Source organism: Idiomarina loihiensis, from assembly GCF_024584785.1.
In the GTDB taxonomy this organism is placed as follows: Bacteria; Pseudomonadota; Gammaproteobacteria; order Enterobacterales; family Alteromonadaceae; genus Pseudidiomarina; species Pseudidiomarina fusca.
This window is the reverse complement of record NZ_CP074112.1, coordinates 1,587,517-1,614,182: the sequence shown is the minus strand read 5'-3', so window position 1 is coordinate 1,614,182 and position 26,666 is coordinate 1,587,517. Positions and strand designations below refer to the sequence as shown.

Genomic DNA, 26,666 nt, shown 5'->3' with positions numbered 1-26,666 from the left:
AAAAAACTGTTTGCCTGTGTTTTGACAGCGGCGTTAAGCCTGATGGTATTGACGAATTCGGCCCGAGCGGCGCTCGAAATCGTGATTACTGAAGGTATTGATAGTGCCCGGCCGATTGCGGTGGTGCCGTTTGCCTGGAAGGGCGATGGTCCGAAGCCAGAAGGATTAACCGAGGTGGTGGCTGCCGATTTAATGCGCAGCGGCAAGTTTAATCCGATTCCAGTAGCGGCGATGCCACAACGACCTAGTTCGTCGGCTGAGATTGATTATGCCGCGTGGGCTGCGCTGGGTGTCGAAGCCGTGTTGGTGGGGACGATTGAGCCTTATGCCGTAGACCGTTACACGGTTTCGTTTGAAATCGTCGATGTGTTGCGCGGACAAATTACTAGTGGCACGCAAGTGCTGCGTAATGGCCAGTTGGTTAACTCGCAAGATCATATTCTCGATGCACGTAGCAGTGTGATTGACCGCAATCAGTTTCGGCAGTACTCGCACCGCATCTCTGATGTGTTTTACGAGACTTTAACGGGGCAAAAGGGTGCATTTATGACTCGTATTGCTTATGTTACGGTGAACTATAAGCTGGATAAGCCTTACGAGTTAGTGGTAGCAGACTACGATGGTTTCAATGAAAAGGTGCTGCTACGTAGCCCTGAACCCTTGATGTCGCCGTCTTGGTCTCCTGATGGTAATAAATTAGCTTATGTGAGTTTTGAGAATAAAAAGCCACAGATTTTTATTCAGGATATCTATACCCGTAGTCGTGAACAAATTACTGATTATAGAGGCATTAACAGTCGGCCAGTATTCTCGCCCGATGGTAAACAGTTGGCGATGGTGTTGTCGAAAGATGGCAATCCGGAATTGTATACCATGGAGCTGGCAACGAAGAAATTGAAGCGAGTTACGAATCATCATGCCATCGATACGGAGCCAAATTGGTCGCCGGATGGTAACTCGCTGATTTTTACCTCAGAAAGGGGTGGAAGACCGCAGCTTTATAGCGTAAATTTAAGTTCAGGACAGGTTCGTCGCTTAACTTTTGAAGGTGAGCAAAATTTAGGTGGAACCTATACGCCAGATGGAACGCAAGTGATTATGGTAAACCGCACGCAGGGGAATTATCATATTGCGCGGCAGGATTATCCCAATGGCAATATGCAAGTGTTAACGCAGACAGCCTTGGATGAATCGCCGAGCTTGGCACCGAATGGAAGTATGGTGATTTACAGCACCACCCATAATAACCAGCAAGTACTAGCGTTGGTATCGTTGGATGGGCGCTTTAAGGCACGGTTACCGGCTCGTGAAGGTGAAGTTAAATCGCCCTCATGGTCACCCTTTTTAAGATAGTTTTACACACACATACACAGACAGATTTCATTTGATCGAAAGGAACGCGGATATGAACGCAAATAAAGCCCTGAAGAGTTTGTTCATTGCAGTACCTATGTTGGCATTGGCTGCTTGTAGCTCTAACCAAGCTGCTGAAGAAGCAGTAGATCAACAAACCAATCAACAGCAACAGGGTCAAGGCTCTGGTTCTGGCGTTGATGTTGGTGGCATTGAGCGCCCGAAAACGCCTGAAGAGATTCGTGCTGAAAAAGTAGCTGAATTACGTCAAGCAAACACTGTATTCTTTGCGTTTGATGATTCACGCATCAGCTCTGAGTACGCCCAAGTGTTAGCAGCTCATGCGGACTTCTTGGTTCAGAACCCAGCGGTCTCTGTTACTGTAGAAGGTCACTGTGACGAGCGTGGCACTCCAGAGTACAACATTGCTCTAGGTGAGCGTCGTGCCAAAGCGGTTGCTCAGTATCTGCAAAACTTAGGCGTAAGCTCAAGCCAAATCAACACTGTGTCTTACGGTGAAGAAAAGCCTCTGATCAAAGCGTCTAACGACGATGCTTATGCTAAAAACCGTCGTGGCGTATTAGTTTACTAAGTTAGTTACTTTAACCAACGGTTAAGCCAATGCAAAAAACATTACTGGTATTGGCCTTACTGATTCCCGGCGTTCTGCATGCGCAGGCGCCGGTATCTAAGTTAGGCAGCGGTTCAGTAGAAGAGCGTTTGGCGCAGCTTGAACGAGTGATGGATGCTCGTAATGCGGCGCAAATGGCGTTGCTGGACCAGATGGGGCAGTTGCAAGACGAGGTCGCAAATCTTCGCGGTACCACTGAAGAGCATGCCTACCAAATTGAGCAGATTTTGCAGCGTCAACGTGAAATCTATCAAGAAATTGATCGTCGTTTAGCGACCAATCCACAGCCAGTTCCGGTTGCTAGTGATACGAATGCCACCGCAAATTCTGGGGCGTCTGCAAGCTATTCAAGCAACCTCAGCGAAAACGAAGCCTATGAGCAAGCCATTCAGTTGGTGTTGCGAGATAAGCGCTACGATGCTGCGGTGCCAGCGTTCAATGCTTTTATCGAGAATTTTCCGCAATCAAGCTATGTCCCCAACGCGCATTATTGGTTAGGGCAGTTACTCTTTGCTGAAAGCAATTATGACCAAGCTAAAGTGCATTTTGCGACCGTCATGAATGACTTCAAAGATAGTAACAAGCGCGGCGATTGTATTTTGAAATTGGGTATTATTGCGCAACAGCAAGATGATACAGCTGCTGCTCGCCAGTATTACAACCAAGTCATGCAAGAGTATCCAAGTAGCACCGAAGCTGGTTTGGCCAAGAAACGCCTCGATAATTTGTAAGTATTCTGTAGAAAATTCGGGAAAACGTTCGCAATTTGAGCAAACAGACCCGATTGATGCAATTTACAGTTGCAACGAGCGGCTTTTTCAGTAAACTATGCCGCCGTTGCCACTGATAAGTGTGCAGCACGACAGTGATGGGTTGTTAGCTCAGTTGGTAGAGCAGTTGACTTTTAATCAATTGGTCGCAGGTTCGAATCCTGCACAACCCACCAATCACCGTCACCCTTTCAAAGTTTTAGAGTGGGTTGTTAGCTCAGTTGGTAGAGCAGTTGACTTTTAATCAATTGGTCGCAGGTTCGAATCCTGCACAACCCACCACTATTTTCCCCCAGTCTTATTTAGTCTATACTACCGCAACTTTTATTCATGTATTGAAGTGGTACCATGAGCATAACTGCAGAAATTCAAGCACGTGTCATTGATCAGTTGGATTATCCGTTTCCTGCTAAACCGAAGCCGTTAAACGATGCTGAAAAAGCAGCGTACACTGCCCGTATTAAAGAATTATTACGTGAGCAGAATGCGGTGTTGGTAGCACACTATTACACCGACCCAGAAATCCAAGCTTTAGCCGAAGCAACCGGCGGCTGTGTGGCTGACTCGCTAGAAATGGCGCGATTTGGTGCGCAACATGAGGCCGATACGCTGATTGTGGCTGGAGTAAAGTTTATGGGCGAAACCGCGAAGATCCTGACGCCTAACAAACGTGTGTTGATGCCTACCTTAGAGGCCACCTGTTCGTTAGACCTCGGCTGTCCCATCGATGAGTTTTCAAAGTTCTGTGATGAGCATCCGGACCGTACCGTGGTAGTCTATGCCAACACCTCGGCGGCAGTTAAAGCGCGCGCTGACTGGGTTGTTACCTCAAGTATTGCACTAGAAGTTGTGGACCACTTAGATGCTAACGGTGAAAAAATTCTGTGGGGCCCTGATAAACACTTAGGTGCTTACATTCAGAAGCAAACGGGTGCTGACATGCTGATGTGGCAGGGCGCTTGTATTGTCCATGATGAATTTAAGACGAAGAGCTTGGAAGATCTCAAACGGGTGTATCCAGAGGCTGCCATTTTGGTGCATCCAGAATCACCCGCGGCCATCGTTGATCTAGCGGATGCTGTAGGCTCAACCTCACAGTTGATTAAAGCGAGTCAAGAACTGCCGAACGAGACCTTCATCGTCGCCACCGATCGCGGTATTTTCTATAAAATGCAGCAGTTGTCGCCACACAAGCACTTTATTGAAGCTCCTACGGCTGGCAATGGTGCTACCTGCCGGAGCTGTGCGCATTGTCCATGGATGGCAATGAATGGCTTGGTAGCTATCACGGAAGCCCTTGAAAAGGGCGGTGCTGCCCATGAGATTCACGTGGATGCGGCACTCGCGGAACGCGCACTTCGCCCCCTCAACCGCATGCTCCAGTTCAAAGGCTAATCATGATTCGTTGTTCGTTACTCGTACCATTACGGCCGAGTAACGAACACGCCCCACTAATATCTAATATCCAATAGCTAACAGCGCTCTTGCTCCCCCACTAATATCTAATATCTAATAGCTAACATCACTCTTGCTCTCCCCCCAATATTCATCCATCAATATAACGGATATATTTGCCATCAAGCCAATAGCTGCCTATGTTGAATTGTTAGCTATCACAATGAGGCAGGTAGTATGGCTTTTTATTCTCATGACGATGTTCGTGATAACTGTGGTTTTGGGTTGATTGCACAAATTGATGGTAAACCTAGCCACGACTTAGTCACTCGGGCGATTACCGGGTTGGCCAATATGCAGCACCGCGGTGGAATTAACGCCGACGGTAAAACGGGCGATGGATGTGGTTTGTTGCTGCAATTGCCGGAGCAATTTTTTCGGGACTATGCAGCGCAGCAAGGCTGGCACCTGAGCAAAAAGTTTGCGGTGGGTATGGTATTTCTAAGTGTTGATGAGCAGCAGGCAGCAACACAAAAAAGTGTGCTAGAACGAGAGTTGGCACAAGAAACACTCACCGTTGAAGGTTGGCGCGAAGTGCCTGTTGATGCTGATATTTTAGGCGAGTTAGCGCAACAAACGCGACCACAGATTGCCCAAGTTATTGTCAGTGCGCCACCGGGTTGGCGTAAAAAGGATTTAGAGCGGCGGTTGTTTATGGCCCGGCGGCGGGCTGAGAATCGATTAGCTGGCAATAGCGATTTTTATGTGTGTTCGTTGTCGTGTCTAGTGATTGTTTACAAAGGCTTGATGCTAGCTAAAGACCTTGCCCATTTTTATCAGGATTTAGCGAATCCGGCGTTAACCACGTCGAACTGTGTTTTTCACCAACGTTTTTCTACCAATACGCAGCCACAATGGCGGTTGGCGCAACCTTTCAGATTTTTAGCACATAATGGCGAGATTAATGCTATTCGTGGCAATCGCCAGTGGGCGGCAGCACGCCAGTACAAGTTTCACTCGCCACTGTTACCTGATTTGCAGCAGGCGGCGCCGTTTGTGAATAGCGAGGGTTCTGACTCGTCAGCGCTGGATAACATGCTGGAGTTGTTATTGGCCGGGGGCATGGATTTGTTTCGGGCGCTGCGTTTATTGATTCCGCCCGCTTGGCAGGGCGATCCGACCATGGATGACGCCTTACGAGCGTTTTACGAATTTAACTCCATGCACATGGAGCCGTGGGATGGGCCGGCTGGAATTGTCATAAGCAACGGGCGGCATGTGGCTTGTAGTTTAGATCGGAATGGGCTACGTCCGGCCCGTTTTATTTTAACCGATACCGGCGTGCTTACCATCGCTTCTGAAGTAGGGATCTGGGACTACGATGAAGCTACCGTGATTGAAAAGGGGCGCTTAGGTCCGGGCCAAATGTTGGCGGTGGATACTTACAATGGTCGAATTTGGCGTAGCGCTGAAATTGATCAGGATCTACAGCGACGCCACCCCTATCGAGATTGGTTAACCAGCCATGTGCGAATCTTGCAACCGTTTCGTGAGTGCGCGGCTGAGTTATTAGGGCAGCGTTTATTTGATGATGCGCAGATGTTGGTGTATCACAAGCTGTTTTTGTACAACCGTGAGGAACTGCAGCAAGTGTTGGCAGTGTTAGCCAGTGATGGCCATGAGGCTACGGGTTCGATGGGGGACGACACTCCAATTGCGGTACTTTCAGCCCATCAGCGTTCATTGTACGATTATTTTCGGCAGCAGTTTGCGCAGGTCACCAACCCACCTATCGACCCTATTCGCGAACGTCATGTGATGAGTTTGGCTACCTGTTTAGGGCGTGAGCAAAATGTCTTTAGTGAGACGTCAGGTTATGCCGAGCGTGTGGTGATTGAGTCACCGGTGTTGATGTATACGGATGTGAAGCAATTACGCCAGTTACCTGCAGAAGGCTACAAGTTAGCCAAGCTAAGTTTACAGTTTTCTGCACAGCAGGACAATTTAGAGCAAGCACTGACGCGTTTGTGTCAAGAAGCCGTACGTCTGGTACGAGAGGAGCAGGTGGTACTGTTGCTGCTAAGCGACCGTGATATCGACCGCAACCTATTAACCATCCCCGCGGCATTGGCCGTGGGTGCCGTGCAGCAAGCGCTAGTGCGCGAAAACCTACGCTGTGATTCAAATATTTTGGTGGAAACCGCATCGGTGCGCGATGCTCATCACATGGCGGTGTTGATTGGGTTGGGTGCGACTGCGGTGTATCCGTTCTTAGCCTATGAAAGTATTGAACAATTAGTAGAACAAGGGGTGGTTAAGGAAGAGGTGCGTACCGCCCTGACGAATTATCGCGAGGGCATCAACAAGGGCTTGCTCAAGATCATGTCGAAAATGGGCATTGCCACCGTTGCCAGTTACCGCGGTGCTTGTTTGTTTGAGGTGGTGGGATTAGCCGATGGGGTGCGCCAACGTTGCTTTGCTCATGCGCCTGCCCGCATTGGTGGTGCTGAGTTTAGTGATTTGCAGCTGCAGCTTGAACAGGTTCGCCAGCGAGCCTGGTTAGCGCATCAACCGTTACCCGCAGGAGGCCTGTTAAAGTACGTGCATGGGGGTGAATACCATGCCTATAACCCGGATGTGGTGACCAGCTTGCAACAGGCGGTAAAGACGGGTGATAGTGCAGCCTATCAGCGCTTTGCAGATCATGTTAACCAGCGTCCGATTGCCTTTATTCGTGATTTATTGCAACCCCAGCCGGTTGCCAAACCATTACCTTTAGCCGAAGTAGAACCAGCAACTGCTTTGTTTCATCGCTTTGATAGCGCCGCCATGTCGATTGGCGCGCTTAGCCCCGAAGCCCACGAGGCTTTGGCTGAGGGGATGAATAGCATCGGTGGACATTCAAATTCAGGTGAAGGCGGGGAAGATCCGCGCCGCTTTGGTACCCCTAAAAACTCACGGATTAAGCAAATTGCTTCAGGCAGATTTGGGGTGACGCCGCATTACTTGGTGAATGCTGATGTGCTGCAAATCAAAATTGCGCAAGGAGCAAAACCTGGTGAGGGCGGACAACTGCCCGGTGAAAAGGTATCTGCGGAGATCGCACGGCTTAGATACGCAGTGCCGGGCACGACGCTGATCTCACCGCCACCGCATCATGATATTTATTCGATTGAAGATTTGGCCCAGCTGATTTTTGATTTAAAGCAGGTGAATCCTCAGGCTTTAATTAGTGTGAAATTAGTATCGTCGCCGGGCATTGGCACCATAGCTACTGGGGTGGCGAAAGCCTACGCCGATTTGATCACCGTATCTGGTTACGATGGCGGCACCGGCGCAAGCCCTTTAACCTCAGTGAAGCACGCCGGTTCGCCGTGGGAGTTAGGCTTAGCTGAAGTGCAGCAAGCCCTAGTAAGTAATAACTTACGCCACAAAGTACGAGTACAAGTAGATGGCGGCTTAAAGACAGGTTTAGACGTCATCAAAGCGGCGATTTTAGGTGCCGAAAGTTTTGGCTTTGGCACCGCGCCTATGGTGGCGTTAGGCTGTAAGTATCTGCGTATCTGCCATTTGAACAACTGTGCGACTGGGGTGGCAACCCAAGACGAAACCTTGCGTCGCGAGCATTTTAGTGGCCTACCGGAGCGGGTGGCGCAGTACTTTACCTTTGTGGCTGAAGAAGTACGTTATTGGTTAGCCCAATTAGGCGTAGCGCAGTTAACGGATCTTATTGGCCGGGTGGATTTATTGGAACGCGTGACTGGAACCACTGCCATGCAGCAACGGTTAGATGTGTCGGGGCTATTAGCCGCAGCAGGTACAGATAATGGACTGCCTCGTCATTGTACCGAGCGCAACCCGGCCGCTGACCAAGGCCAGCTTAATCAGCAGTTGTTGAGCTTAACCAAATCTGCTATCGCCGCCGGTAGTGGCGGCCATTGGCACCTGCCGGTACGTAACTACGATCGTGCCGTAGGGGCTGCCGTAGCAGGGCAAATCGCGCGCAAATACGGCAATCAAGGGATGGCTGGTGCGCCTATCACCATTACTCTTGAGGGTTCGGTCGGGCAGAGTTTTGGCGCCTTTAATGCTGGCGGCTTGCGGCTTGAACTTACCGGTGATGCCAACGACTATGTCGGCAAAGGCATGGCTGGAGGGCGGTTGGTGATAAAACCGCCACGAGTGGCAACATACGCAAGTAATCAGGCCATTATCATGGGGAACACCTGCTTGTATGGGGCTACTGGCGGCAAGTTGTTTGCCGCCGGCTGTGCCGGTGAGCGCTTTGCGGTGCGTAACTCAGGCGCAACGGCCGTGGTAGAAGGCATCGGTGACCATGGCTGCGAATACATGACTGGCGGTATTGTGGTGGTGTTAGGCCGCACTGGCATTAACTTTGGTGCTGGGATGACCGGCGGCTTTGCTTATGTGTGGGACCAAGATGGCCAGTTTAAAGCGCGGCTTAATCGTGAATTAGTAGAGCCTTGCGCAGTAGATTCGCCGATGTTGCAGGAGCATCTGCGAGGGCTCATTCATGAACACTATGAACGCACCGGCAGCGAACACGCACACCAGTTACTGCGGCGCTTAGAGCAGCATTTTAGTGAGTTTGTGATGGTGAAGCCGAAAGCCGCAGACTTAGCTGATTTGGTCGGGCATCGAGCCCGATCGACCGCTGAATTGCGCGTGGAGGTGATGTAATGAACAAGAATATTTATCAGTTTTTGGATGTTCAGCGCATCGATCCGCCGAAAAAATCTGTCCGCGAACGGCAAATTGAGTTCGTGGAAATCTATGAACCTATGGCTGAGCATCAGGTGAGTGGTCAAGCCGATCGTTGTTTAGATTGTGGTAATCCTTACTGTGAATGGCAGTGCCCGGTGCATAATTATATTCCGCAATGGTTAGAGCTAGCACAGCAGGGGCGTATCTTTGAAGCTGCTGAGTTATGTCATCAAACCAATAGTTTACCGGAAGTTTGTGGGCGTGTGTGTCCACAAGATCGGCTCTGTGAAGGCGCTTGCACGCTGAATGATGAGTTTGGTGCGGTGACCATAGGTAGCATTGAAAAGTACATCACCGATACCGCCTTTGCACAAGGCTGGCGCCCAGACCTATCGCAGGTACAGAAGCTTGATAAGCGGGTGGCAGTGATTGGGGCCGGACCGGCTGGGTTAGCTTGTGCGGATGTGTTGGTGCGCAACGGCGTCAGTCCGGTTGTGTTTGACCGCTATCCTGAGATTGGTGGCTTACTCACGTATGGGATCCCACCTTTTAAGTTAGAAAAATCGGTGATGCAGTTACGGCGCGAAATTTTTACCGAGATGGGCATTGAGTTTCGCTTAAATACCGATATTGGTAGCGATGTGCAGTTCAGTGAGCTGTTACAACAATTTGATGCGGTATTTGTGGCGCTTGGCACCTATCAAGCCCTCGACGGTAAGCTCTCAGGATTGGATGCAGAAGGTGTGCATCATGCCTTGCCGTACTTGATAGGGAATACGCAACGGTTGTTGGAGCACGCCCCGATGCCGGCCTATCCTTGGTTAAATTTGCAGGGCCAGCGGGTGGTGGTGTTAGGCGGCGGTGATACGGCGATGGATTGTGTGCGGACTGCTGTGCGCCAACAGGCGGCTAGCGTGACCTGCGCCTATCGGCGCGACGAGCAAAATATGCCAGGTTCGCGGCGCGAGGTGCAAAATGCTCGAGAAGAAGGGGTGGTGTTTGAGTTTAACTTGCAACCGTTAGCGATTGAAACCGATGCGAATGGCAAGGTGTGCGGGGTGCGGATGGTGCGCACGCAGCTCGGTGCGCCTGATGCGCAAGGCCGACGTCGCCCCGAAGTGGTGGCAGACTCAGAATTTGTCTTGGCAGCAGATGCCGTGGTGATTGCGTTTGGCTATCAGCCTAATCCGCCTAGTTGGCTTACCGAGCAAGGCGTAGAATTGACGGATTGGGGCACGGTTGCAACTCAAGAACAGCAAACCTACGCCTTGCAGACCAGTCATCCGCAGATTTTCGCTGGCGGTGACATGGTGCTGGGGGCCGATTTGGTGGTGACCGCAATAGCCCAAGGGCGCAAGGCTGCTTTGGGCATTTGTGATTGGCTACAACGGGCCGATTAGCACTCGGATGTGCTAGCTAATTCAGGGTGTAACAGCTGATAGCCGGTTGCCAATAGCCGTTGATTGCTTAAGCGCTTGCTGCCGCGGGCGCCGACTTTATCGCTACGTGGCAGCTCGGTAATAGCAACCCCGAGTTGTGCGGCGATGCGAGCATAGGCATCTTGCTGTAACAGCGGTTGGCTATCGGTGACCAAGTAGACGTCTTCGCAATGTTCAGGATGAGCCAATAAGTGGCCAATAAAACCAGCCACGTCGTCACTGTGAATGCGGTTGGTCCAGGTAGGAGAAATAACCGCTGTACCCGCTTGAATTTGCTGGCGCAGGCGCTCCCGGCCGGGGCCGTAAATGCCCGAACAGCGCAACACACTTACCGTAGCGGCGCTGCCTTGAATCACTCGCTCGGCTTGCAGCAGCATCTCGCCGCTATCGCTGGTTGGCTCGGTAGCGCTTTCTTCATCGACCCACTCGCCATGGGTTTGGCCATAAACGCCGGTGCTAGACACATACAAGACACGAGGCGGCGCAGCTAGTTGATTGAACACCTGCTGTAAATGCCGACATGGCACCACGTAGGCTTGATGGTAGCCATCACGCGAGTAATCACTTGGTGTTAGGGTGATCACTACGGCTGCCACCGGTTCATCAAACAAGGCTTTAAGTTCAGTTTCGTTGTTGGCACTGGCTGCTACTAATTCTACCCCCGCCGCCGCGGTTTTGCGTTCGGGTTGCCGGCAGACGCCAACGACCTGCCAACCTTGCTTAACTAATAAAGGTGCGGTGCGTTGGGCGATATCGCCATAACCTATCCAAAGTAATCTCGGCTTCACTATACGGCTCCTAACCAAACGTCTAAAAATAGCATCAGTACCAAGCCTATCATTAAGCCACTGGTGGCGCGCTGATGATGGCCATGGCGGTGTGTTTCTGGGATGATTTCGTGACTGATTACAAACAACATGGCCCCGGCGGCAAAGACTAAGCCCCAAGGGAGTAATAGCTGTGACAAGTTTACAAAGATGCCGCCAACCAGGCCGCCGAGAGGCTCAATAAGGCCGGTTAAAGAGGCTACTACGAAGGCTTTGAGGCGGCTGTAGCCCACCGCCAATAGGCCAACTGCAACCGCTAAGCCTTCGGGTAGGTTTTGCAGGCCAATCCCTAATGCGAGCGAAAAGGCGCGCTCTTGGTCTCCACTACCGTAGCCTACGCCAACGGCGAGGCCTTCGGGGAAATTGTGAATAGCAATGGCAAAAACGAATAGCCAGATACCTGCTACTTTGTCGCTATCACGGCCTTCGGGGCCACTTACAAAGTGTTCATGGGGTAACAGTCGGTCAAGCAGAGCAATCGCTAGTGCTCCCATTAAAATACCAACCACAGCAATGGCAGCGGGCCAAGGGCCTGGACCATAAATCTCGGTGGATATATCAATGGAGGGTATTATCAAAGAGAAAAAAGAAGCGGCTAACATGACCCCGGCGGCAAAGCCAAGCAAGGTGTCATTAAAGGCTGCGGAGGGTTGTTTACCAATCAGAATGGGCAGTGCCCCGATCGCCGTAAGGCCGCCAGTTAGGGTACTGGCTACTAAGGCCATCCAAATCAATTCCATCGGCTCGCTGACTCCTACGATGCGATAACTTATTGACTAGTATACGCCATCTGCGGGGTTGCGCTAGTAGACAAAAAACCGCCACAAGGGCGGTTGTTTTGTATCTGGCTTCGATCGAGGGATACACTCGGGCCATCCATGGCCCTCGCCCTGCGGGCAGCGCTGGCGCGCTGTGCCAAACGGCTATCCTGCCGTTTGGTCGAACCCGTAGGCTTCTCATCAAAGCCGCTCTCTCCTTCACATACAAAAAAACCGCCACAAGGGCGGTTGTTTTGTATCTGGCTTCGATCGAGGGATACACTCGGGCCATCCATGGCCCTCGCCCTGCGGGCAGCGCTGGCGCGCTGTGCCAAACGGCTATCCTGCCGTTTGGTCGAACCCGTAGGCTTCTCATCAAAGCCGCTCTCTCCTTCACATACAAAAAAACCGCCACAAGGGCGGTTGTTTTGTATCTGGCTTCGATCGAGGGATACACTCGGGCCATCCATGGCCCTCGCCCTCCGGGCAGCGCTGGCGCGCTGTGCCAAACGGCTATCCTGCCGTTTGGTCGAACCCTTAGGCTTCTCATCAAAACCGCTCTCTCCTTCTGTAGCGCGTCGCGAATTTGCGACAACGAACCAAAAAAAATGAAACAAAGCGCCGCGAATTATGTATTTTCTTAGCGCTTTTTTCCAGTCTTTGAACGCTCTTTAAATGGCCTTTAATTAGGCCAATGCGCATCATCCGTATAATTCACATCCAACAGGTCGCTGCGCTCAAGAAGTGAGTTGCAGGCGCTTCGGTGTGCATTGATGCAATCAATGCACTCCTGGGCTTCTGCGGTGCTATAAATACCCAGTGCGGCATTGATTTGGCCAATGGCGCTCCAGTGCTTGGTGATGCGTTTCTCGCACTCAGCGCGCACGCCTGTCTTTGCTCGCTCCAATTCATATTGCTTCTGGTTATGAACGGCCTCAATAGCATCGTCGTCCATGCCTAAGTAGCGCATATAGGCGATATCTGTGTTGGTGTAGGTGTTGCCTTGGTAGATGTAGGTAAACATGGTTATGTCCTCACGGTGTTAATTCAGAGTGTTCGCGCTTGAATACGGCCTTGCCTAATACAAGCCTGCGAATGGTGTATGACTCAGCGTGCTGCGCGTGACCTAGCCAACTGGCAATGCGGCGCTGAATGTCGGGGTGGTTGATTTCCCCGCGTGCGTACTGCTTGCGCATCTGCTCCATGCGCTTGGCCATGCGCTTCACTGACTCACGGCGTAGGCGTCGGTGTGTGGTCCACATGCGGTAGCCGAGGAAGTCCAGTGCGCGCCCGTTCTTGGTGCCCACGGGGAATATCTGCGTTTTGTTGTTCAGCCGTAGCTTGAGCTTTTGCGCTAAGAAGCTCTCGATGACAACACGCAGGCCTTGCAGGAACTTCTTGTCGTGGTGCACGATAACGAAGTCGTCCATATAGCGGATATAGCGGCGCACTTGCAGCGTCTCTTTAACGAATACATCGAGTTCATGCAGATAGACGTTCGCCCAAAGCTGACTGGTTAAGTTGCCGATGGGCAAACCCTCGTGCCAGGTGCTCATGATTTCTTTGCACAGGCTCATGGTGCGCCGGCATTTGATTTTCTTTTCGAGCAATGTGACCAGTATGCCCTGGTCAATGCTTGCGAAGTATTTGGCCACATCAGCTTTTAGGCAGTAGACCTTGCCATGCTCACGCTTTACTTCACGTAACCACTGCTGTGCTTGGTCAGCACCCATGTGCATGCCGCGCCCGGGCCTGCATGCGTAGCTGTGGTGAATGAAGCGCTTTTCAAAGATAGGCTCAATGACGCTAACAAGCGAGTGTTGCAGTACGCGGTCACGGAATGGTAGTGCGGCAACCATGCGCTTTTTGGGCTCGTGCACATGGAAGATGCGGTAAGGGCCAGTTTGGTACATGTCCCACATGAGCTCGTTCTGTAGTTGTATCAGGTTGCCCTCTAGGTCACGCTCAAAACGCAGCACTTCGCGGCGCTGACGCTTGCCGATGCGCGCACGTAAGTAGGCCTGATGGAGTCGGTCGAACTGATAGATTTCTTGGTATAAGTTTTTGTACGTCTTCACTTCGATTCCTGTTGTTAAGTTCGCTACCGGAAAGCGGTCAGAGCCCGCCTACTAGCCTACCGGCAACTGTTTATATTTCACCTTATCGGTGAGGACCAAGCGCCCTTTTGAAGGTGTACTGTCGATATAGCCTTGACCATACCGCTTCTGACTTTCCTCAAGAGCGGGGCGAAACCCGATGTTGCTGTTCGTGTTCGAGCGCACGTTGTTCAGATTGCGCGCGGCGAGGCCAGCATTGCTGCCATTGTTCCAATTGCCGCCACGATACGGGAAACGCTATAGGTAGCACTTAGCCCTTATTAAACCCGTTTACTTTCTTCAGCCAGCTTCCAACGAAGCGACCAATCTCATTTAGGTGTCTGCTCCACACCTCGTACTTTTTCGGTGGCAAGAAGCCAAGCTGATGCGCCAAGCGTATTTGCCTGCGCAACAGCTCAACCTCTGCATCCACGTCCTGCAATGTCGTTTTCTTGTGGTACCGCTTCGCTACAATGACCATTAAACGCAATAGTCGCCACATGGATTGGCGCATCTCTGCGCTGGTGACGTGACGCTCCGCTTTCGGGAAATGCGACAGTGCCTGGTAACCATAGGCGATCATGTCTTCGACCTTCTGAATGATGACTAAATCGCTATGGTTCTTATCCACTTGCTGTTGCGATATGGGTTGTTGCTGCACGTTGTACCTCATTGTTCGTTAAGCTGCGCTCTCGCGCAGCCCACAGGATTCAAGACCAAGACATCAAGCGACAAAAGCGGGGCGAAACCCGACGTAGCTGCGCGTGTTCGAGCGCACGTAGTACAGACTGCGCGCGGCGAGGCCAGCATTGCTGCCATTGTTCCAATAGCCGCCACGATACGGGAAACGCTCGCCATAGTTGCGCACGTAGATGTAGCCTTGCGGATTGATTCCGGCTGGCTCAATCATAAGGCGCTTCATCAGCTCATTGCTTACGTAAGCGCCAGAGGTCGCCATGCTTGACCATGGGTTGATTAGGTTGTACGCGTTCCCTGCGCCGCTATCTGGGTCTGCATCTGCGTAATTAGTGACCGCGTCAGCCAGTGTTGGCGAGCCTAAATTGCCGCTTGTGCCAGTGCTTGGTGAGTCGAAAAACGCCTGCTGGGCGACCCAATTAGCTTCGCCGAGATCGAAGTCATTGTCAGGTGCACAAATGACTTGGCCCCGCACAGTTTTGAGCAAGTCAGTCCATTCAAAGATGTTGCCGACCAAATCAGCAATACCAAATGGTGAACCGTCATGTCGCCATGCGTCGGGGCCAGAGCCGTTTAAAATACGGGCAGTGCCAGAGGTATCGCCTGCAATACCACCGTCTTGGCGGCGTCCGACTTCATGTGTCGCATCGTGTGCACGTCCATAGTTGGTGTTGCCGCGCGGTTGGTACCCGTTCGCCATGCACCAAAGGGTGATTGCTGCCCACTCGTGCTCCGTCATTAAGTGCCAGCCGGCACCGTTGGCTTGGCAGTTCGACTTTGAGTTATCAAAGTTAATACTGGTGGTTGGGTCGAGCCCTGGTAATGACACGACTTGGCCGTTGTGCACGCGCCCTTGGAAGCAGCCAATGAAGATTTCCGATTTCTCAACACCGCCTTTCAAGAACGCGGTCGCTACACCGGTGCCAAATGGATTGCCGGCAAAGCCGAGGTCTTCGTAGCGAAACTTATACACCGGAAACATGATGCTTGGGTCGCCATTAGCGTTGTAAAGCACCGTATTCTTGCCTTGGGTTGAAAGCTCGACCTGCTTACGCAGGGTGTCTGGGATGAAGTTTAGCGCGTTGAGACTGGCTACCTTTTTAATCAGTGTTGAATCAGTGCCTAAAACAGCTTTTAAGCGGGCGTTATCAACCACGTTCGCGTCAGCTTCACCGACGGTTTTGGTGGCTGCGCTACCAAGACCTAGTTTAGTGCGCCATGCGTCCGCGTCAGCGCTGCCCAAGGCTTCGCTTGAGAACTGGCTCACGCCCTGCAAGAACGTTTCGATGCTCTCACCGGCTGCACTAGTTACGTCTGTGGCGGCATTGAGTGCATCCACGGCAGCATCAAACTCAGCAGTGGTCTTAGCGATGATAGCGCGGCGGCCATTGTCCGTGACGTTTGGCCATGGCTCCATCAGCTCGATTTGCGTGGCGGTGGCGCGTTTGACCACTACGGGTGAATAGCCGGCTACGAACAGCAGGCTAAGCGGGCGAATTAGCGACAGGTCATCGCCGGTGGTGACGTCAACAAATGCATTGTTGGCTGTGACGTTAATGGATGTTGCAGTCCAGTACATGGTTTATGCCTCTTCGGTTATAAGTGATAAGCGCTGATTGCCGTTCGGTAGTAATGGCGTGGTATTTGCCGATACCTCGAGACGGTAGGTGCGTGAACTTGTTGTTTGTAAGTTGTCGGTGTACGTAAAGCTGCCGCTCAAGTTCCAGCTTTCGATATGCTCCGGCCCTTCTTGCATGCAAGTGTATAAGCCAGACACCGACTGCGTGGCTACAAGGGTTTCACCGCCTGATGTGACGCGATACAGCTTCAGCGTTGCCGATGGGTTTGGTGGCGCTGGGCTTGGGCACGAGCCAGAGACCAACCCGGTAGAGCGTGACGCACTCACTGAGCATTTGATTTCAATGATGCCGCCGTTAGAGCCAAACGGACCAACAGTAACGTCGGTGTTGCCGAGCTGTGATGATTGCACCGCGTTCTTGAGTGTGCCGGCAGTGATTGAGCCGCCGAAATAGGCTTGACCGGTTGAACTTAGGTAAGTGATGGCGTTGGCCTTGGTGAGCCCGTCAAATTTTACCGTGCCAGTGCTGCTGTTGTAGGTGTAGGTGTTCTTAGGTCCGTACCACTCAATCAGGTCATTCGGCCCAAATGGCGTGGCCGTCGTAATTTTCATGTGGGTTGAACCCACCATTTGGATTTGGCCAGACATGATGACCGGAGCGTTGAGTGATGTGCCGGCAATGAATTTATCGCCAGCAATGGTTCCGGTGGCAACCATAGAGCCGTTTATTTGCAGTGCAACTGGCTCCCACCCGTTGTTTGCGGTATTGCGTTTTTGGGCGCTTGAACCGGTACCATCCGAACGAGTCTGCACGAGAATATCGCCGGCAATTGGGTTACGGCCAGCGACTTCAACGAAGCGATTCCAGCCAAGTGACCAGTTAATATCTGGCCACGTACCACCGTAGAAGCCTGCGCCGTTGGCTCCATCTGAGCCTGCTGCACCAGCTGGACCTTGCTCACCATCTTCGCCACGGAATCGCGACCAAGTGTAATCAGCTGGGTCATTTGACTCGCTTGCGGTGGTTTTGTTTGTAGCGATACCGATATACTTCGTGTTGCTATTCGGTGTCTGATACATGGGGTCGCCATTTGCGTTGTCTGAGTAGGCAATCCACGTATAAGTCGTTTGTCCGTCAGCACCAGGCGGACCCTGAACACCATCGGTGCCATCTTCGCCACGGAATCGCGACCAAGTGTAATCAGCTGGGTCGTTAGATTCTGTTGCGCTCGTTTTATTGTGCGCCAAGCCCATGTATGTTTTGCCTGTGGGGTCGTTGCTGATGCCGGTACCGCTTGCGTCATCGGCATAGCGAATCCACGTATAGTAGACCTCACCGTCCGCACCGGGCTCACCTGGCACACCTTGAGGGCCAACTGGGCCTTGCGGACCTTCTGGCCCTTGAGGGCCTTGCTCGCCATCCTGCCCGCGAATGTCATCAAGCGTATTCACCTGGTGTCCATCACCGAGAATCAGTCGTGCTTTGATTGCCAGAACGCCGGCGGCAGCATCGAGCCAAAATAACGGGATGAAATTCCCCTCTCCGTCCACATCACCAATACGAGTTTGTCCGGCTATGAAGTCGAGTGAGCTTTCAAGGCCTGTGTTGCGGTTGAGCATGCCGCTAATGCGACCTGCGTTGTCGGTCAGCATTGAGCCGATAGCCGTGAGTTGGCCATCATCATCCACAAACGCCTGGGCAAGCTGTGAAACGCGCGCATAGCTACCGTCTTCAGTTTGTACCTGCACGTTGCGTAACGCTTCAGCCAGTGGTGCTGATATCCATGTGCCGCCGGCATCTTCACATGCTTCACGGGTTTCATGGCCAGTTGGTGAGCCGTTTAATTCGCAATAGCCAATCCGGGCGTTGAGCAGGTCAAGCGCATTGGCTGTTGCTTTACGTGTGGCGTCGGTACCAGCGCCTAAGATTTGCGATTGCAGTGATATGCGCGCCTGTGTGAGCGCAGCTTCAGCATTACTGATAGCGCTAAACGCTTGGTCTACGCGCGCCTCTAACGCTTCAGCTTCCTGCGCAGTGACTGCTAGCAATTCAAGGGTTTCATTGGCAAAGGCTGATAGCTCAGTACTTTGCGCTTGCAGGTCGCGACGAGCGGATGCCAGGCTAATGCGAGTGTTGGCGAGCTCTCGACCTTGTAAGAAGCCCTGATAAGCCTCAAGCACTGCTGCAACGGCGTTTTCTGCATCAGCGATAGCGTTTTGTGTGGTCGAAATAACTTGATTACGAATGCGGCCATTGGCGGCATCCACTTCACTCATTGCTTGATTTGCGGTTTGTGATGCCGCTTGCGCTTGCCCTTCAACATCATCAACACGGTTGTTGATGGTCTGCACGATTTGCGTGATGGTGCCCGTTTGGCCGTCAATGAAGATAGCGGCCGCATTTGCTTTGGCAATGGTGCCATCTTCCATGAGTGTCGTGTAAGTCGCCTTGATTTGCGCGTATGACTCAATAGCATCAAGGGTCTGCTCAACGTTACCAAAGGTTACGGTGTTGTTGTTATAGTGCTCTGAGGTTACGCGCAGGTTGATTTGTCCTTGGAGGCCATCAATGGCAATAAATGCATCATTGACGCGGTACTCCACCTGTTCAAGCTGCTGCATAGCCGCATCAGGCTTGCCGATAGTCAGCGACTTCACGCGGAACTCATCCGCTGCCGAAGCGCCAAGTTCGATGCGCATGCCGTTAATCATGCCGGCATAGGTTTCAAGACCTCGGAAGTCCACGTTGCGCACAACTAACTCGCCGGCTTCGACCGCATCAATGATGCCAGGGTAAGACTGCGAGCCGCCCCCATCGAAATAAACAATGACGGTACCGCTCCAGCCAGTACCCGCTAAACGCTCAACCTCAATGCGCAGTACTGGGTTCTCGGTGGCATCATAGAAAAGGCGCGTATTCTCAATGTCACCGTGAGTTAGTTCAATGGCGTTATTCACTGGCGCAACGGTGCCGGTGACTGCTTCCCAGTGCTGTGTTGAGTCGAAGAAGTTAAACGCATGCGCAGGCTGTAGTGCACTGATTGAACTTGCGACAATAGCTGTCGCACGCGCTTCAATCAGACCAGGTAATAACGTCAGTTCGCTCGATAAGTTCTCAACAGCGCCCTCATTCAATGAGATGCGCTCAACGGCCGCATTGATTGAACCGTCAATGCCGTCCATTCGCAATGCCGCTTGAGTGAACGCGCTATCGGTGTAGCTGTACGCGAGATTAGTGATTTCGCCCGTCTCTGAGTCAACCTCAACCACAGCGCCAATCAGGCGTTCGCCACTGCGCTGCCGGCGCTCCATTTCAAGGCGCGCGGCTGACTGGTTGGCAATGGCCAACATGGCTTGCATATCGCTTGCGGCACGGTCCACGCCCTCAGTATCGAGCATGTAACTGATGTTGCGCGTTGACGCCACCAGCTCTTCAATGCTTTCTTCGGTGTCATTGATACGACCCGCTTCTTCATCAATGCGCTGGCCAATGCCGGTGATTGTGTCATTGATGCCCTGAATGATTTGCGACTCAGGTAGTAGCGGGTCGATTTGCTCGGGTTCTGCCGTAGTAGTAAAGTCTTCGTAAACCCAGTCAGATTTGCCGATGGTATTTACAGTGCGCCCCCAAAAGCGATAATTCGTGTTTGGTACGAGTCCTGGTTGGCTGATACTCGCGCCGCGCCCAATAATGTTAGTCACTTCACCAAAGGCGAATTCAAACACGGTGCCGAGCCCCACGCCAGCCAACTGAGGAACAGCGGTTGCCTCCCAGTTTCCTGGTGTTATGCCTAGCGATGTTGGCGGGGCAGGCACAGTTAATGTCAATGAAACGCTAGCTGGGGCTGACGTGCGGTCGTAGCGGTTTCGTGCATATATTTCAATGCTGTATTGTCCTGCATCCAAGCCGCTAATATCCTGCTTGAGCTGAACACCTGAGCTTGCAATCACCGGATACTCAACCACGCGCACGCCATCTTTGACGACGACCACTTTGTATTCGGTCACAGCGCGGGGGGTTGGGTGCGACCAAGTAACAAATCCCATGCGATGCGTGGCGATTGGATCAAGTGTGAACTGAACGCTCTCGGGTGGCGCTGGCTGTGTCAAGTCGGGTAAGTTCGTGTTGGGCGTGACGTCGCCCTCTGACGGTACCAGGCTATCTGAGTATAACGCCGGCGACTCCTCTTCAAGCACCAGGTTCACTTTTTTCGATTTAAGGTCAAAGCTCCAGTTGGTGACAATGAACTCTTTATCAATACCCTCATTGGGTAATTCAACGCGCACCGTCTTGCCAGCCAGAGCTAGCAAGCCTTTTGATTTGCATGGAAACTGAATGCGCATGCCAGCGCGATTGCGCTCAAGATGGTACTTCATAAGGCGCTGCGCCATCGTTCGAGAATTGGTGAAGCTTAGCTGCAATTCATCCTCAAGCACCATGCCGTCACGTTCAACATAGAGCGCGTTGGTGACGACAGGGGCATCGGTTGGCTGATAACCTTTTTGTGGGTCTTGTAGCGCCGCACGAACAAGGTTGGTGCGTTCTTTTAGTTCGCGGTGCGGTGTGATGATGATTTCGCCAGCAGCATCGCTATCGGAGAGTGTGACTTCGGCCATACCGTGATAGCTGGCTGTGTGCAAATAAATACGTCCACCTCGACGATAGGCGCGGCCACCACAAGAGCTCAGCAGCCGCTCCAATACACGCGGGGGCGCTTGGTCAAAAGTCCAGGAGCCATTGCACGTATAGCGCTTTTCTTGCTTGATAAGGTCATCGCTGGCATTAAAATCAACCATCTCATCGCAGATATTGGCCTGGTCCATCAAGTGGCCAATATCAAACTTATTTAAGCTCAGTTGGCGGTAGCCATGGAAGCGATTGTAATCAAGTGCACACAAGATGCTGTTATCTGACCATTCCCACGTTGCATCATCATTCGCCCGATGTGGTCCATCGCCGCCAACCGTTGTGTCTTTTCGCGGATCATAAACGGGCTTACCTTTCACTTTAAACGTGATGTTTTGTAAGCCCGACGGCATTTCTTCGGCGTCTATCGGGATAGTGACAACAGCATAGGCACGGCCAAAGCCTATATGGTTTTGGCTCCAGCCGTCGCAGTGCTGTAGCGCGGTTGGGCTCGCGGTAGTCTGGTCGCCTAAATGCACTTCAATTTGAGTGCCGTTTGGGGCGGGCTTTCCATTGACTTCATAAAGTTTGATTTCGGTCATCTTGTGGCCGGCTACGCTCACAGCGACAACGTGCGCTTCGCCGTCATTCCAGCGGCGCTTGCCGTAACCAATAATAGAACCCGACACCACGCATTCACCGTAAACACCTCGGTGCGGTTGGCGCGGCTGTGTAGTTAGCGATTGCGCATCACCAACCGCCTCTTCAACGCCAGGCATTTCAGGCTTAAGTGAATTCTGTAATGCAACGGTGCCGATAGCGACGGCAATACCGACAACAACCGAGCTGGCAGCAACACCAGCTGCAATACCGGCAGCGACTGCTGCTATAGCTGGGGGCATTAGTTAAGACTCCATGATTGAATGATTGAGCTGGTGGGCAGGGCGGTCAGTCCGGTTTCCGTAAGCGCCCAGGGTTTGTCGTAATAAATCCCGACAACTTGGTCGCCATTGCAATCGACTACGACAATCGCGCCACGACAAATTTTGCCATCTGGCTCACCGAGGCGCTGGCTCAGTAACTCAACCATATCGCGTACACCCAAACGCTTGAGTACTCGGGCTGCACCGGTGGCTGTTTTATAACGTCCACGAACGTCACTGGCGACGTCATCGCCACCCATCGCGATAATGGCGTTGGCCGCGAACAAGCAGCAGTCGTTTTCACCCCATTGAAAGGGCTTTTTACGGGTATTTAATAAGTAGTTGGCCAGTAATGCTGGCCAGTCGTTTTTGCGCGTCATAGATGTTGTTGCCTCCGTCTATTTTGGCGACCACCACCACTACCAGCACCGCCACCGCCGACATAGCTTCCGGGGGCATCGCTTTCAATGCCCTTAGCAAGCTTCTCGATCTGGTTATAGATGCGGTCGCCGGGATGAATGTGCTGCTGCGCCTCGTCGCTAATGCGAGCATTTTGCACAGGTTGACTCCAGCGCTCGTACCAGTCCGTCAAGCGCAGTGATGCAGTAAACGGCTTACCTTTTTTAACCGACAAGCCGCCGTTGTACCCATCAAACAACAGCGCGCCACCTTTAACACGACGGTTCTCATCAAGTGCGACCAAATGCAGACGTGCAACAAGTCCGGTTGGGTCTTCATTGACGATGTCCGCAAACAGCGTCATATCATCGAACACCATCGATACCTCAAAGCCGTTTGGTGAGTTGCCAGCGGACTCTTTGAACGCGCCGATTTGAGCGAGCTCACCGACACCCAGATATACTTGCCCTTGATAGGTTCGCTCGCCGACACCGGTATGCGCACGCACCCAGCCGCCCGGAAATTCAAGCTCGGCAAACACCACAAGGCGCTTAGGGTCAGTGCTCAGTAAAAGGCTCTCAATGGTTGGATCATCAAATCGCATCAGCGTAGCGCCTCCACAAATTGCAGTTGCACGTTTCTAAAACCGCTCTTCGTTGCCGAAAATGACGGGATGCTTTTTGCATCCTTAAGCATCGCGCGCACTCGGGGCCGGTTATGCACAAGCGGTGCGGCGTCCGATGTGGGTGTAATAATTTCTGGCTGAAAATACAGCGTGGCCATACCAGAGCCGTTCGAGTTGACGTCTTCCGTCAGCTCGTGCAACCGATTACCTAACTGGAAACGGTCGCCGGCTTTAGCCACGAGCTGACTGGCCGCAAATCCGCGTACATTTAAACTGATGCCGTACTGGCCATTACCATCGACAACCGGCACACCGCTCCAACTGCCGGCGTTTTCGTGTGCTGCATCCTCAATAAACGTCATGCCGCTTTGGCCCCGCAGCGCTATTAAATGTGAGCGCAACAACCGGCCTTCAGCTTTGGTCAGAAAGGCAAAGTTAAGTGTAATGTGCCACTTGTCACCGGGCTCTTCCCAAATCTCTTCAACGAGATTGTAAGGTGATTCAATTACCTTGGTCGCCGGTATCAATGTGAAGCCGCTGCGGCTTGGCTCCAAGTCGGGGAATAGGTTCATGCGGCATTACCTCTTAGGCGCTGCGAGAGTGGTCCATTGTTAGCAAAGTCGTCATACAGCTCTTGCTTCATTTGCTGCATCATTTCTTGAGCAACCCCCTCCAAGCGACCTTCGACTCCATCTGAAGCACCACGCGCATCGATGACAATCTGCGGTTTAAATTCAATGGTCGCGGCTCCATTACCACGTCCGTTACTCATGTTGTCTACACGATTGACTAGGCGCTCAAAGTTGTCGCGCTGGCGGGGGTTTAACACCATCTCATCGCGGCGCAACATCCATGTGCCTTCATTTGCTGCCGGCACACGACCAATACCGTCGTGCGCTTGCCCTTGGTAAGAGGTGCCCTTAATGGTGGTTAATAAGCGAGCGCCCTCGGTGGCAGCAATCCCCATAGCAGGGATATTGCTCGGGAAAGGTAAGGCGAAGGCGTTTGAAATTGCAGTTGACAGGTTGAGTACGCCTTGTGCAATCGCGAATCCTTTACTGACGGCGAACATGGCCTTATAAGCCGATGACTGTTCACCGCCTGCCGCTTTAGCTAAACCGGCCAGACCATCAAAAATCTGTTGGCCGGCATAAAGCTGGGTTTGAAGTTGCTTTCGCTGAAGCTCTTCGGTTTGCTTGTCAAACAGCTGTTTTGCGGCTAGTTTGGCGCGTTCAATCTCTTCGGTTTTCGCGATCTCTAACTGACCATATTGGTCAATGAGCATGAGCCGCTTTTCGTATTCACTGGCAATGCGTTGCTCAGGGCTCATCAGGTCGTTTTCGACCGATGTCATCATTGAGGTGAACTGCGTCTCAACCTGCTTATCTTCTTTTTTCTTTTCTTCTTTTTTAGCGGCAGCATCGGCTAAGCGCGCCTCATTTAACAGGCGGCGCTCCATCTCCTCGTTAATGCCACGCAGTTCGCCATGCTCAATTTCATAGCGAACGCGCGCAAGCTCGGTGGTGATGTCGTGTACGTTGGCTTGTTCGCGCAAATTCTCAAGGTAGTTCTCGGCGGTGCTTTGAACCTGTTGAATTTGTTTTTGGTTATCAAGCTCTTTAGCTTTTTCCAGCAATAGCCGCTTGGTGCCATCCTCTGCTTCCTTGAGCGCGCCGTTCTCAATCTCCCAACGAATTTTTGAGGCTTCGCTCGTATCGCCCAGTAACGCCAACTCAGCCTTGTAACCTTCAAGGCGCTTCAGTGCCTCTTTATTAAGGTTTTGCAGGCGCATCTTCTCGGTATCAATCGTGGCCTTTTTCTTTTCTTCAGTTTTATCGTTAAGTACCGCACCTTTTTCCGTGGCGTTCTGATCCAGTTTTTCTTTTTTAGCCTGCGTATCGTCGATACGCGCGTTCAGCTCATCGAGCTGACGCATCAAGTTGTTAAACGCAAAATCTTGCCCAGGCTGTCCAGCGGCCGCAGCAGCCTGCTTTTCAATTTCGGCGCGCTCACGCTTCATGTTGTATAGGTCTACGGCCAACTGAGTACGAGCCGTATTGGTTTTGGATAAGTCCGCTTGCAATTCAGCCAGCGTCATAGCCTTGGCTTCGCCTACAGAGCGAATCGAATCAACCAGCTCATCGGTTTTAGTTTTCGCTTTTTCACTCGATGCAGCCCACATGGCAACGGCAATACCCACCGAAATAAGCACGCCCGGTACGCCGCCAAAGGCCGCAAATAGGCCACGTCCAGCGGTAGCCAACATGCCGCCACGGGCGGCTCCAGCGGTCATAGCCGCTGTATGCGCCGCCTCTGTCGCTACCAGACGCGTATTAGCGGCATTTAACGCAGCTTTACTGGCCGTTAAACGGTTGGTTGCTTGGGTGTGCATGTGGGTTGCCGCAGTGCTTCGCGCAAACGCTTGCGCAGCTGCATGCTCGGCTTGGGCTTGAGCATGGACAGCACGAGCCGAATCCAAGTCAGCCTTGGTAGCAGTAGCTGTGGCCGCTAAGTCGAATTGCTCCGCGCGTATCTTGGCGTTCTTGGCCAGCACATAACGGCCAATAGCCGATGTCGCAGCGCCGGTGGCGGCAACCATGCCGACTTGAAGGGCGACCGCTAACTCACTGGCGTTATCGGCCAGCATCTCCATAGCACCAGATTGTAGGTTGAGCAGCGGCGTTAAAATATCATCAATTGGCTGCGTCATTGATTGCGCGGTCTTTAGGTACTCATTTCGGTTGCGGCGCAGTTTCGCATTGATGTTATCGTGAGTTGACTCAGCCACCCCTTCATACTGGCGAAGCGCCTCAATAAGAGTGGTTTTGAACATATCCGAAGTAATCAAGCCTTCGGTGATGGCTAGGCGGAAGCCACCCTTATTGAGCCCAGACACGCGATCTAAGTCCGCGAGAATACCGGGGAGCGCCTCAACGACCTGGTTTAGTTCTTCAGCGCGCACAATAGGGGATGATAAGGCCTGAGATAACCCGTACATTACTTGATCGAGCTGAGCAGTGGTGGCCCCAAAGTTTGCAGCAGCATCGTTCATTCCAACCATGATTTGCTGCGTTTCACGACCGGTTAAAATGCCGCCGCGCTGAAGTGCAAGTAGTCGGCTGTACGACTTTGTTAGTACCAGTAAGTCTTGGCTTTGACGCTCGGCTGTTTCGCTTACAAATGCCTGTGCTTCGGCAAACTCCTCTGCTGAGCCAGTAAGGTTTCGCAAGCGAACATCAGCATCCTGCATCTGCCCGGCCGCAGAGGTGAGGTTAACTGCTAAACCTTTTAATTGTGCGGCACCGAAGTAAGTGGCCAGTGATAAACCGGCATTGCGAACGGCGCGGTCGAGCATACCGCTTTGCTGGGTGACTTGGTCAAGGCCCCGAGTGGCAACTTGTGAGCTAGAGCCGGTTGAACGCATCTCGCCGTTCAGCACACGTTGTTGCGCGCTTGCTTTGCTTAGTGCGTTAACCAGCTCTGATGATTCACCTTTGAGGCGTATCATTAACGTTAAATCGTTGCTCACTCTTTGTCCTCGTTAATGGCTTGGCTGTAATAATCAACCAGCGTGCGCAGGCGCTGATAATCGTTTTTATTCACTTCAACGCCGCGCATCCTTGCGTCTGCTTCTACCGCTACCACGTCCAAACCGAGACAGTAATGTTGGTTCCAGCGCAACAGGTCGTACACCTGAAAGAACCACATCAGCGCCGCATAGTTGCTTTTAAGAACCTCAATCGTTGTGCTGGATTGATGCTTCTGGCGCTGAAGTTCAACAACGTCGCTCGGCGCTCCCGCCGCAATCATCTGCTCGATGAGC

18 protein-coding genes and 2 tRNA genes are annotated in these 26,666 nt (G+C 52.2%); 8 read left to right on the top strand and 12 right to left on the bottom strand.

The window, feature by feature from the left end; all coding sequences use genetic code 11:
- Window positions 1-42: 42 nt before the first annotated feature.
- The 8 genes from tolB to KGF88_RS07785 all read left to right on the top strand — a co-directional run bounded on the left by tolB (window position 43) and on the right by KGF88_RS07785 (window position 10,274).
- Window positions 43-1,353: a Tol-Pal system beta propeller repeat protein TolB gene (gene tolB / locus KGF88_RS07820; RefSeq protein ID WP_369744178.1), complete on the top strand. Its 1,311-nt coding sequence runs from the start codon at window positions 43-45 to the stop codon at window positions 1,351-1,353.
- Between the two features lie 52 nt (window positions 1,354-1,405).
- On the top strand, window positions 1,406-1,945 hold the full coding sequence (gene pal / locus KGF88_RS07815) for a peptidoglycan-associated lipoprotein Pal (RefSeq protein WP_110074909.1): 540 nt from the start codon (window positions 1,406-1,408) through the stop codon (window positions 1,943-1,945).
- 29 nt (window positions 1,946-1,974) lie between these two features.
- A complete protein-coding gene (gene ybgF, locus KGF88_RS07810) occupies window positions 1,975-2,715 on the top strand; it encodes a tol-pal system protein YbgF (RefSeq protein ID WP_153825910.1) in 741 nt (246 codons plus the stop codon).
- Window positions 2,716-2,854: 139 nt separating this feature from the next.
- Window positions 2,855-2,930, top strand: a tRNA-Lys gene (locus KGF88_RS07805).
- Window positions 2,931-2,960: 30 nt separating this feature from the next.
- Window positions 2,961-3,036 (top strand) — tRNA-Lys (locus tag KGF88_RS07800).
- Window positions 3,037-3,102: 66 nt separating this feature from the next.
- A complete protein-coding gene (gene nadA, locus KGF88_RS07795) occupies window positions 3,103-4,149 on the top strand; it encodes a quinolinate synthase NadA (protein WP_110074907.1) in 1,047 nt (348 codons plus the stop codon).
- A 237-nt stretch (window positions 4,150-4,386) separates the two neighbouring features.
- Window positions 4,387-8,850 carry a glutamate synthase large subunit gene (gene gltB / locus KGF88_RS07790; protein WP_153825909.1) on the top strand — a complete coding sequence of 1,488 codons (4,464 nt, stop codon included), beginning with the start codon at window positions 4,387-4,389 and terminating at the stop codon, window positions 8,848-8,850.
- Entirely contained in the window at window positions 8,850-10,274 is a 1,425-nt protein-coding gene (locus KGF88_RS07785) for an FAD-dependent oxidoreductase (RefSeq protein ID WP_153825908.1), read from the top strand. The genes gltB and KGF88_RS07785 overlap by 1 nt, the downstream gene beginning before the upstream one ends.
- On the opposite strand, the gene KGF88_RS07780 is transcribed toward KGF88_RS07785, so the two are convergent.
- The 12 genes from KGF88_RS07780 to KGF88_RS07725 all read right to left on the bottom strand — a co-directional run bounded on the left by KGF88_RS07780 (window position 10,271) and on the right by KGF88_RS07725 (window position 26,653).
- The gene (locus tag KGF88_RS07780) at window positions 10,271-11,101 is read right to left on the bottom strand and encodes an SDR family oxidoreductase (RefSeq protein ID WP_162014451.1); all 831 of its coding nucleotides are present in this window, start codon (window positions 11,099-11,101) and stop codon (window positions 10,271-10,273) included. The two genes, KGF88_RS07785 and KGF88_RS07780, sit on opposite strands and share 4 nt — an antisense overlap.
- Window positions 11,101-11,880, bottom strand: a complete 780-nt coding sequence (locus KGF88_RS07775; protein WP_153825906.1) for a ZIP family metal transporter — start codon at window positions 11,878-11,880, stop codon at window positions 11,101-11,103. Before KGF88_RS07775 ends, KGF88_RS07780 begins: the two co-directional genes overlap by 1 nt.
- 700 nt (window positions 11,881-12,580) lie before the next feature.
- Window positions 12,581-12,922 (bottom strand): hypothetical protein, encoded by a 342-nt coding sequence (locus KGF88_RS07770; RefSeq protein ID WP_153825905.1) that lies wholly within the window; start codon window positions 12,920-12,922, stop codon window positions 12,581-12,583.
- 10 nt (window positions 12,923-12,932) lie between these two features.
- Window positions 12,933-13,976, bottom strand: a complete 1,044-nt coding sequence (locus KGF88_RS07765; RefSeq protein ID WP_162014450.1) for a reverse transcriptase/maturase family protein — start codon at window positions 13,974-13,976, stop codon at window positions 12,933-12,935.
- A gap of 289 nt (window positions 13,977-14,265) precedes the next feature.
- Window positions 14,266-14,655, bottom strand: a complete 390-nt coding sequence (gene avd / locus KGF88_RS07760; RefSeq protein ID WP_257119918.1) for a diversity-generating retroelement protein Avd — start codon at window positions 14,653-14,655, stop codon at window positions 14,266-14,268.
- A gap of 63 nt (window positions 14,656-14,718) precedes the next feature.
- Window positions 14,719-16,269, bottom strand: a complete 1,551-nt coding sequence (locus KGF88_RS07755; protein WP_153825903.1) for an SUMF1/EgtB/PvdO family nonheme iron enzyme — start codon at window positions 16,267-16,269, stop codon at window positions 14,719-14,721.
- A 3-nt stretch (window positions 16,270-16,272) separates the two neighbouring features.
- Window positions 16,273-21,798, bottom strand: coding sequence for a hypothetical protein (locus KGF88_RS07750; protein ID WP_153825902.1), 5,526 nt, complete (start codon window positions 21,796-21,798; stop codon window positions 16,273-16,275).
- Complete coding sequence (locus KGF88_RS07745) at window positions 21,798-22,199, bottom strand: DUF6950 family protein (RefSeq protein WP_153825901.1); 402 nt, start codon at window positions 22,197-22,199, stop codon at window positions 21,798-21,800. The genes KGF88_RS07750 and KGF88_RS07745 overlap by 1 nt, the downstream gene beginning before the upstream one ends.
- On the bottom strand, window positions 22,196-22,822 hold the full coding sequence (locus KGF88_RS07740) for a hypothetical protein (RefSeq protein ID WP_153825900.1): 627 nt from the start codon (window positions 22,820-22,822) through the stop codon (window positions 22,196-22,198). Before KGF88_RS07740 ends, KGF88_RS07745 begins: the two co-directional genes overlap by 4 nt.
- On the bottom strand, window positions 22,822-23,415 hold the full coding sequence (locus KGF88_RS07735; protein ID WP_153825899.1) for a hypothetical protein: 594 nt from the start codon (window positions 23,413-23,415) through the stop codon (window positions 22,822-22,824). The genes KGF88_RS07740 and KGF88_RS07735 overlap by 1 nt, the downstream gene beginning before the upstream one ends.
- A complete protein-coding gene (locus KGF88_RS07730; RefSeq protein WP_153825898.1) occupies window positions 23,412-26,372 on the bottom strand; it encodes a tape measure protein in 2,961 nt (986 codons plus the stop codon). The genes KGF88_RS07735 and KGF88_RS07730 overlap by 4 nt, the downstream gene beginning before the upstream one ends.
- Window positions 26,369-26,653, bottom strand: a complete 285-nt coding sequence (locus KGF88_RS07725; protein WP_153825897.1) for a hypothetical protein — start codon at window positions 26,651-26,653, stop codon at window positions 26,369-26,371. The genes KGF88_RS07730 and KGF88_RS07725 overlap by 4 nt, the downstream gene beginning before the upstream one ends.
- Between the last annotated feature and the right edge of the window lie 13 nt (window positions 26,654-26,666).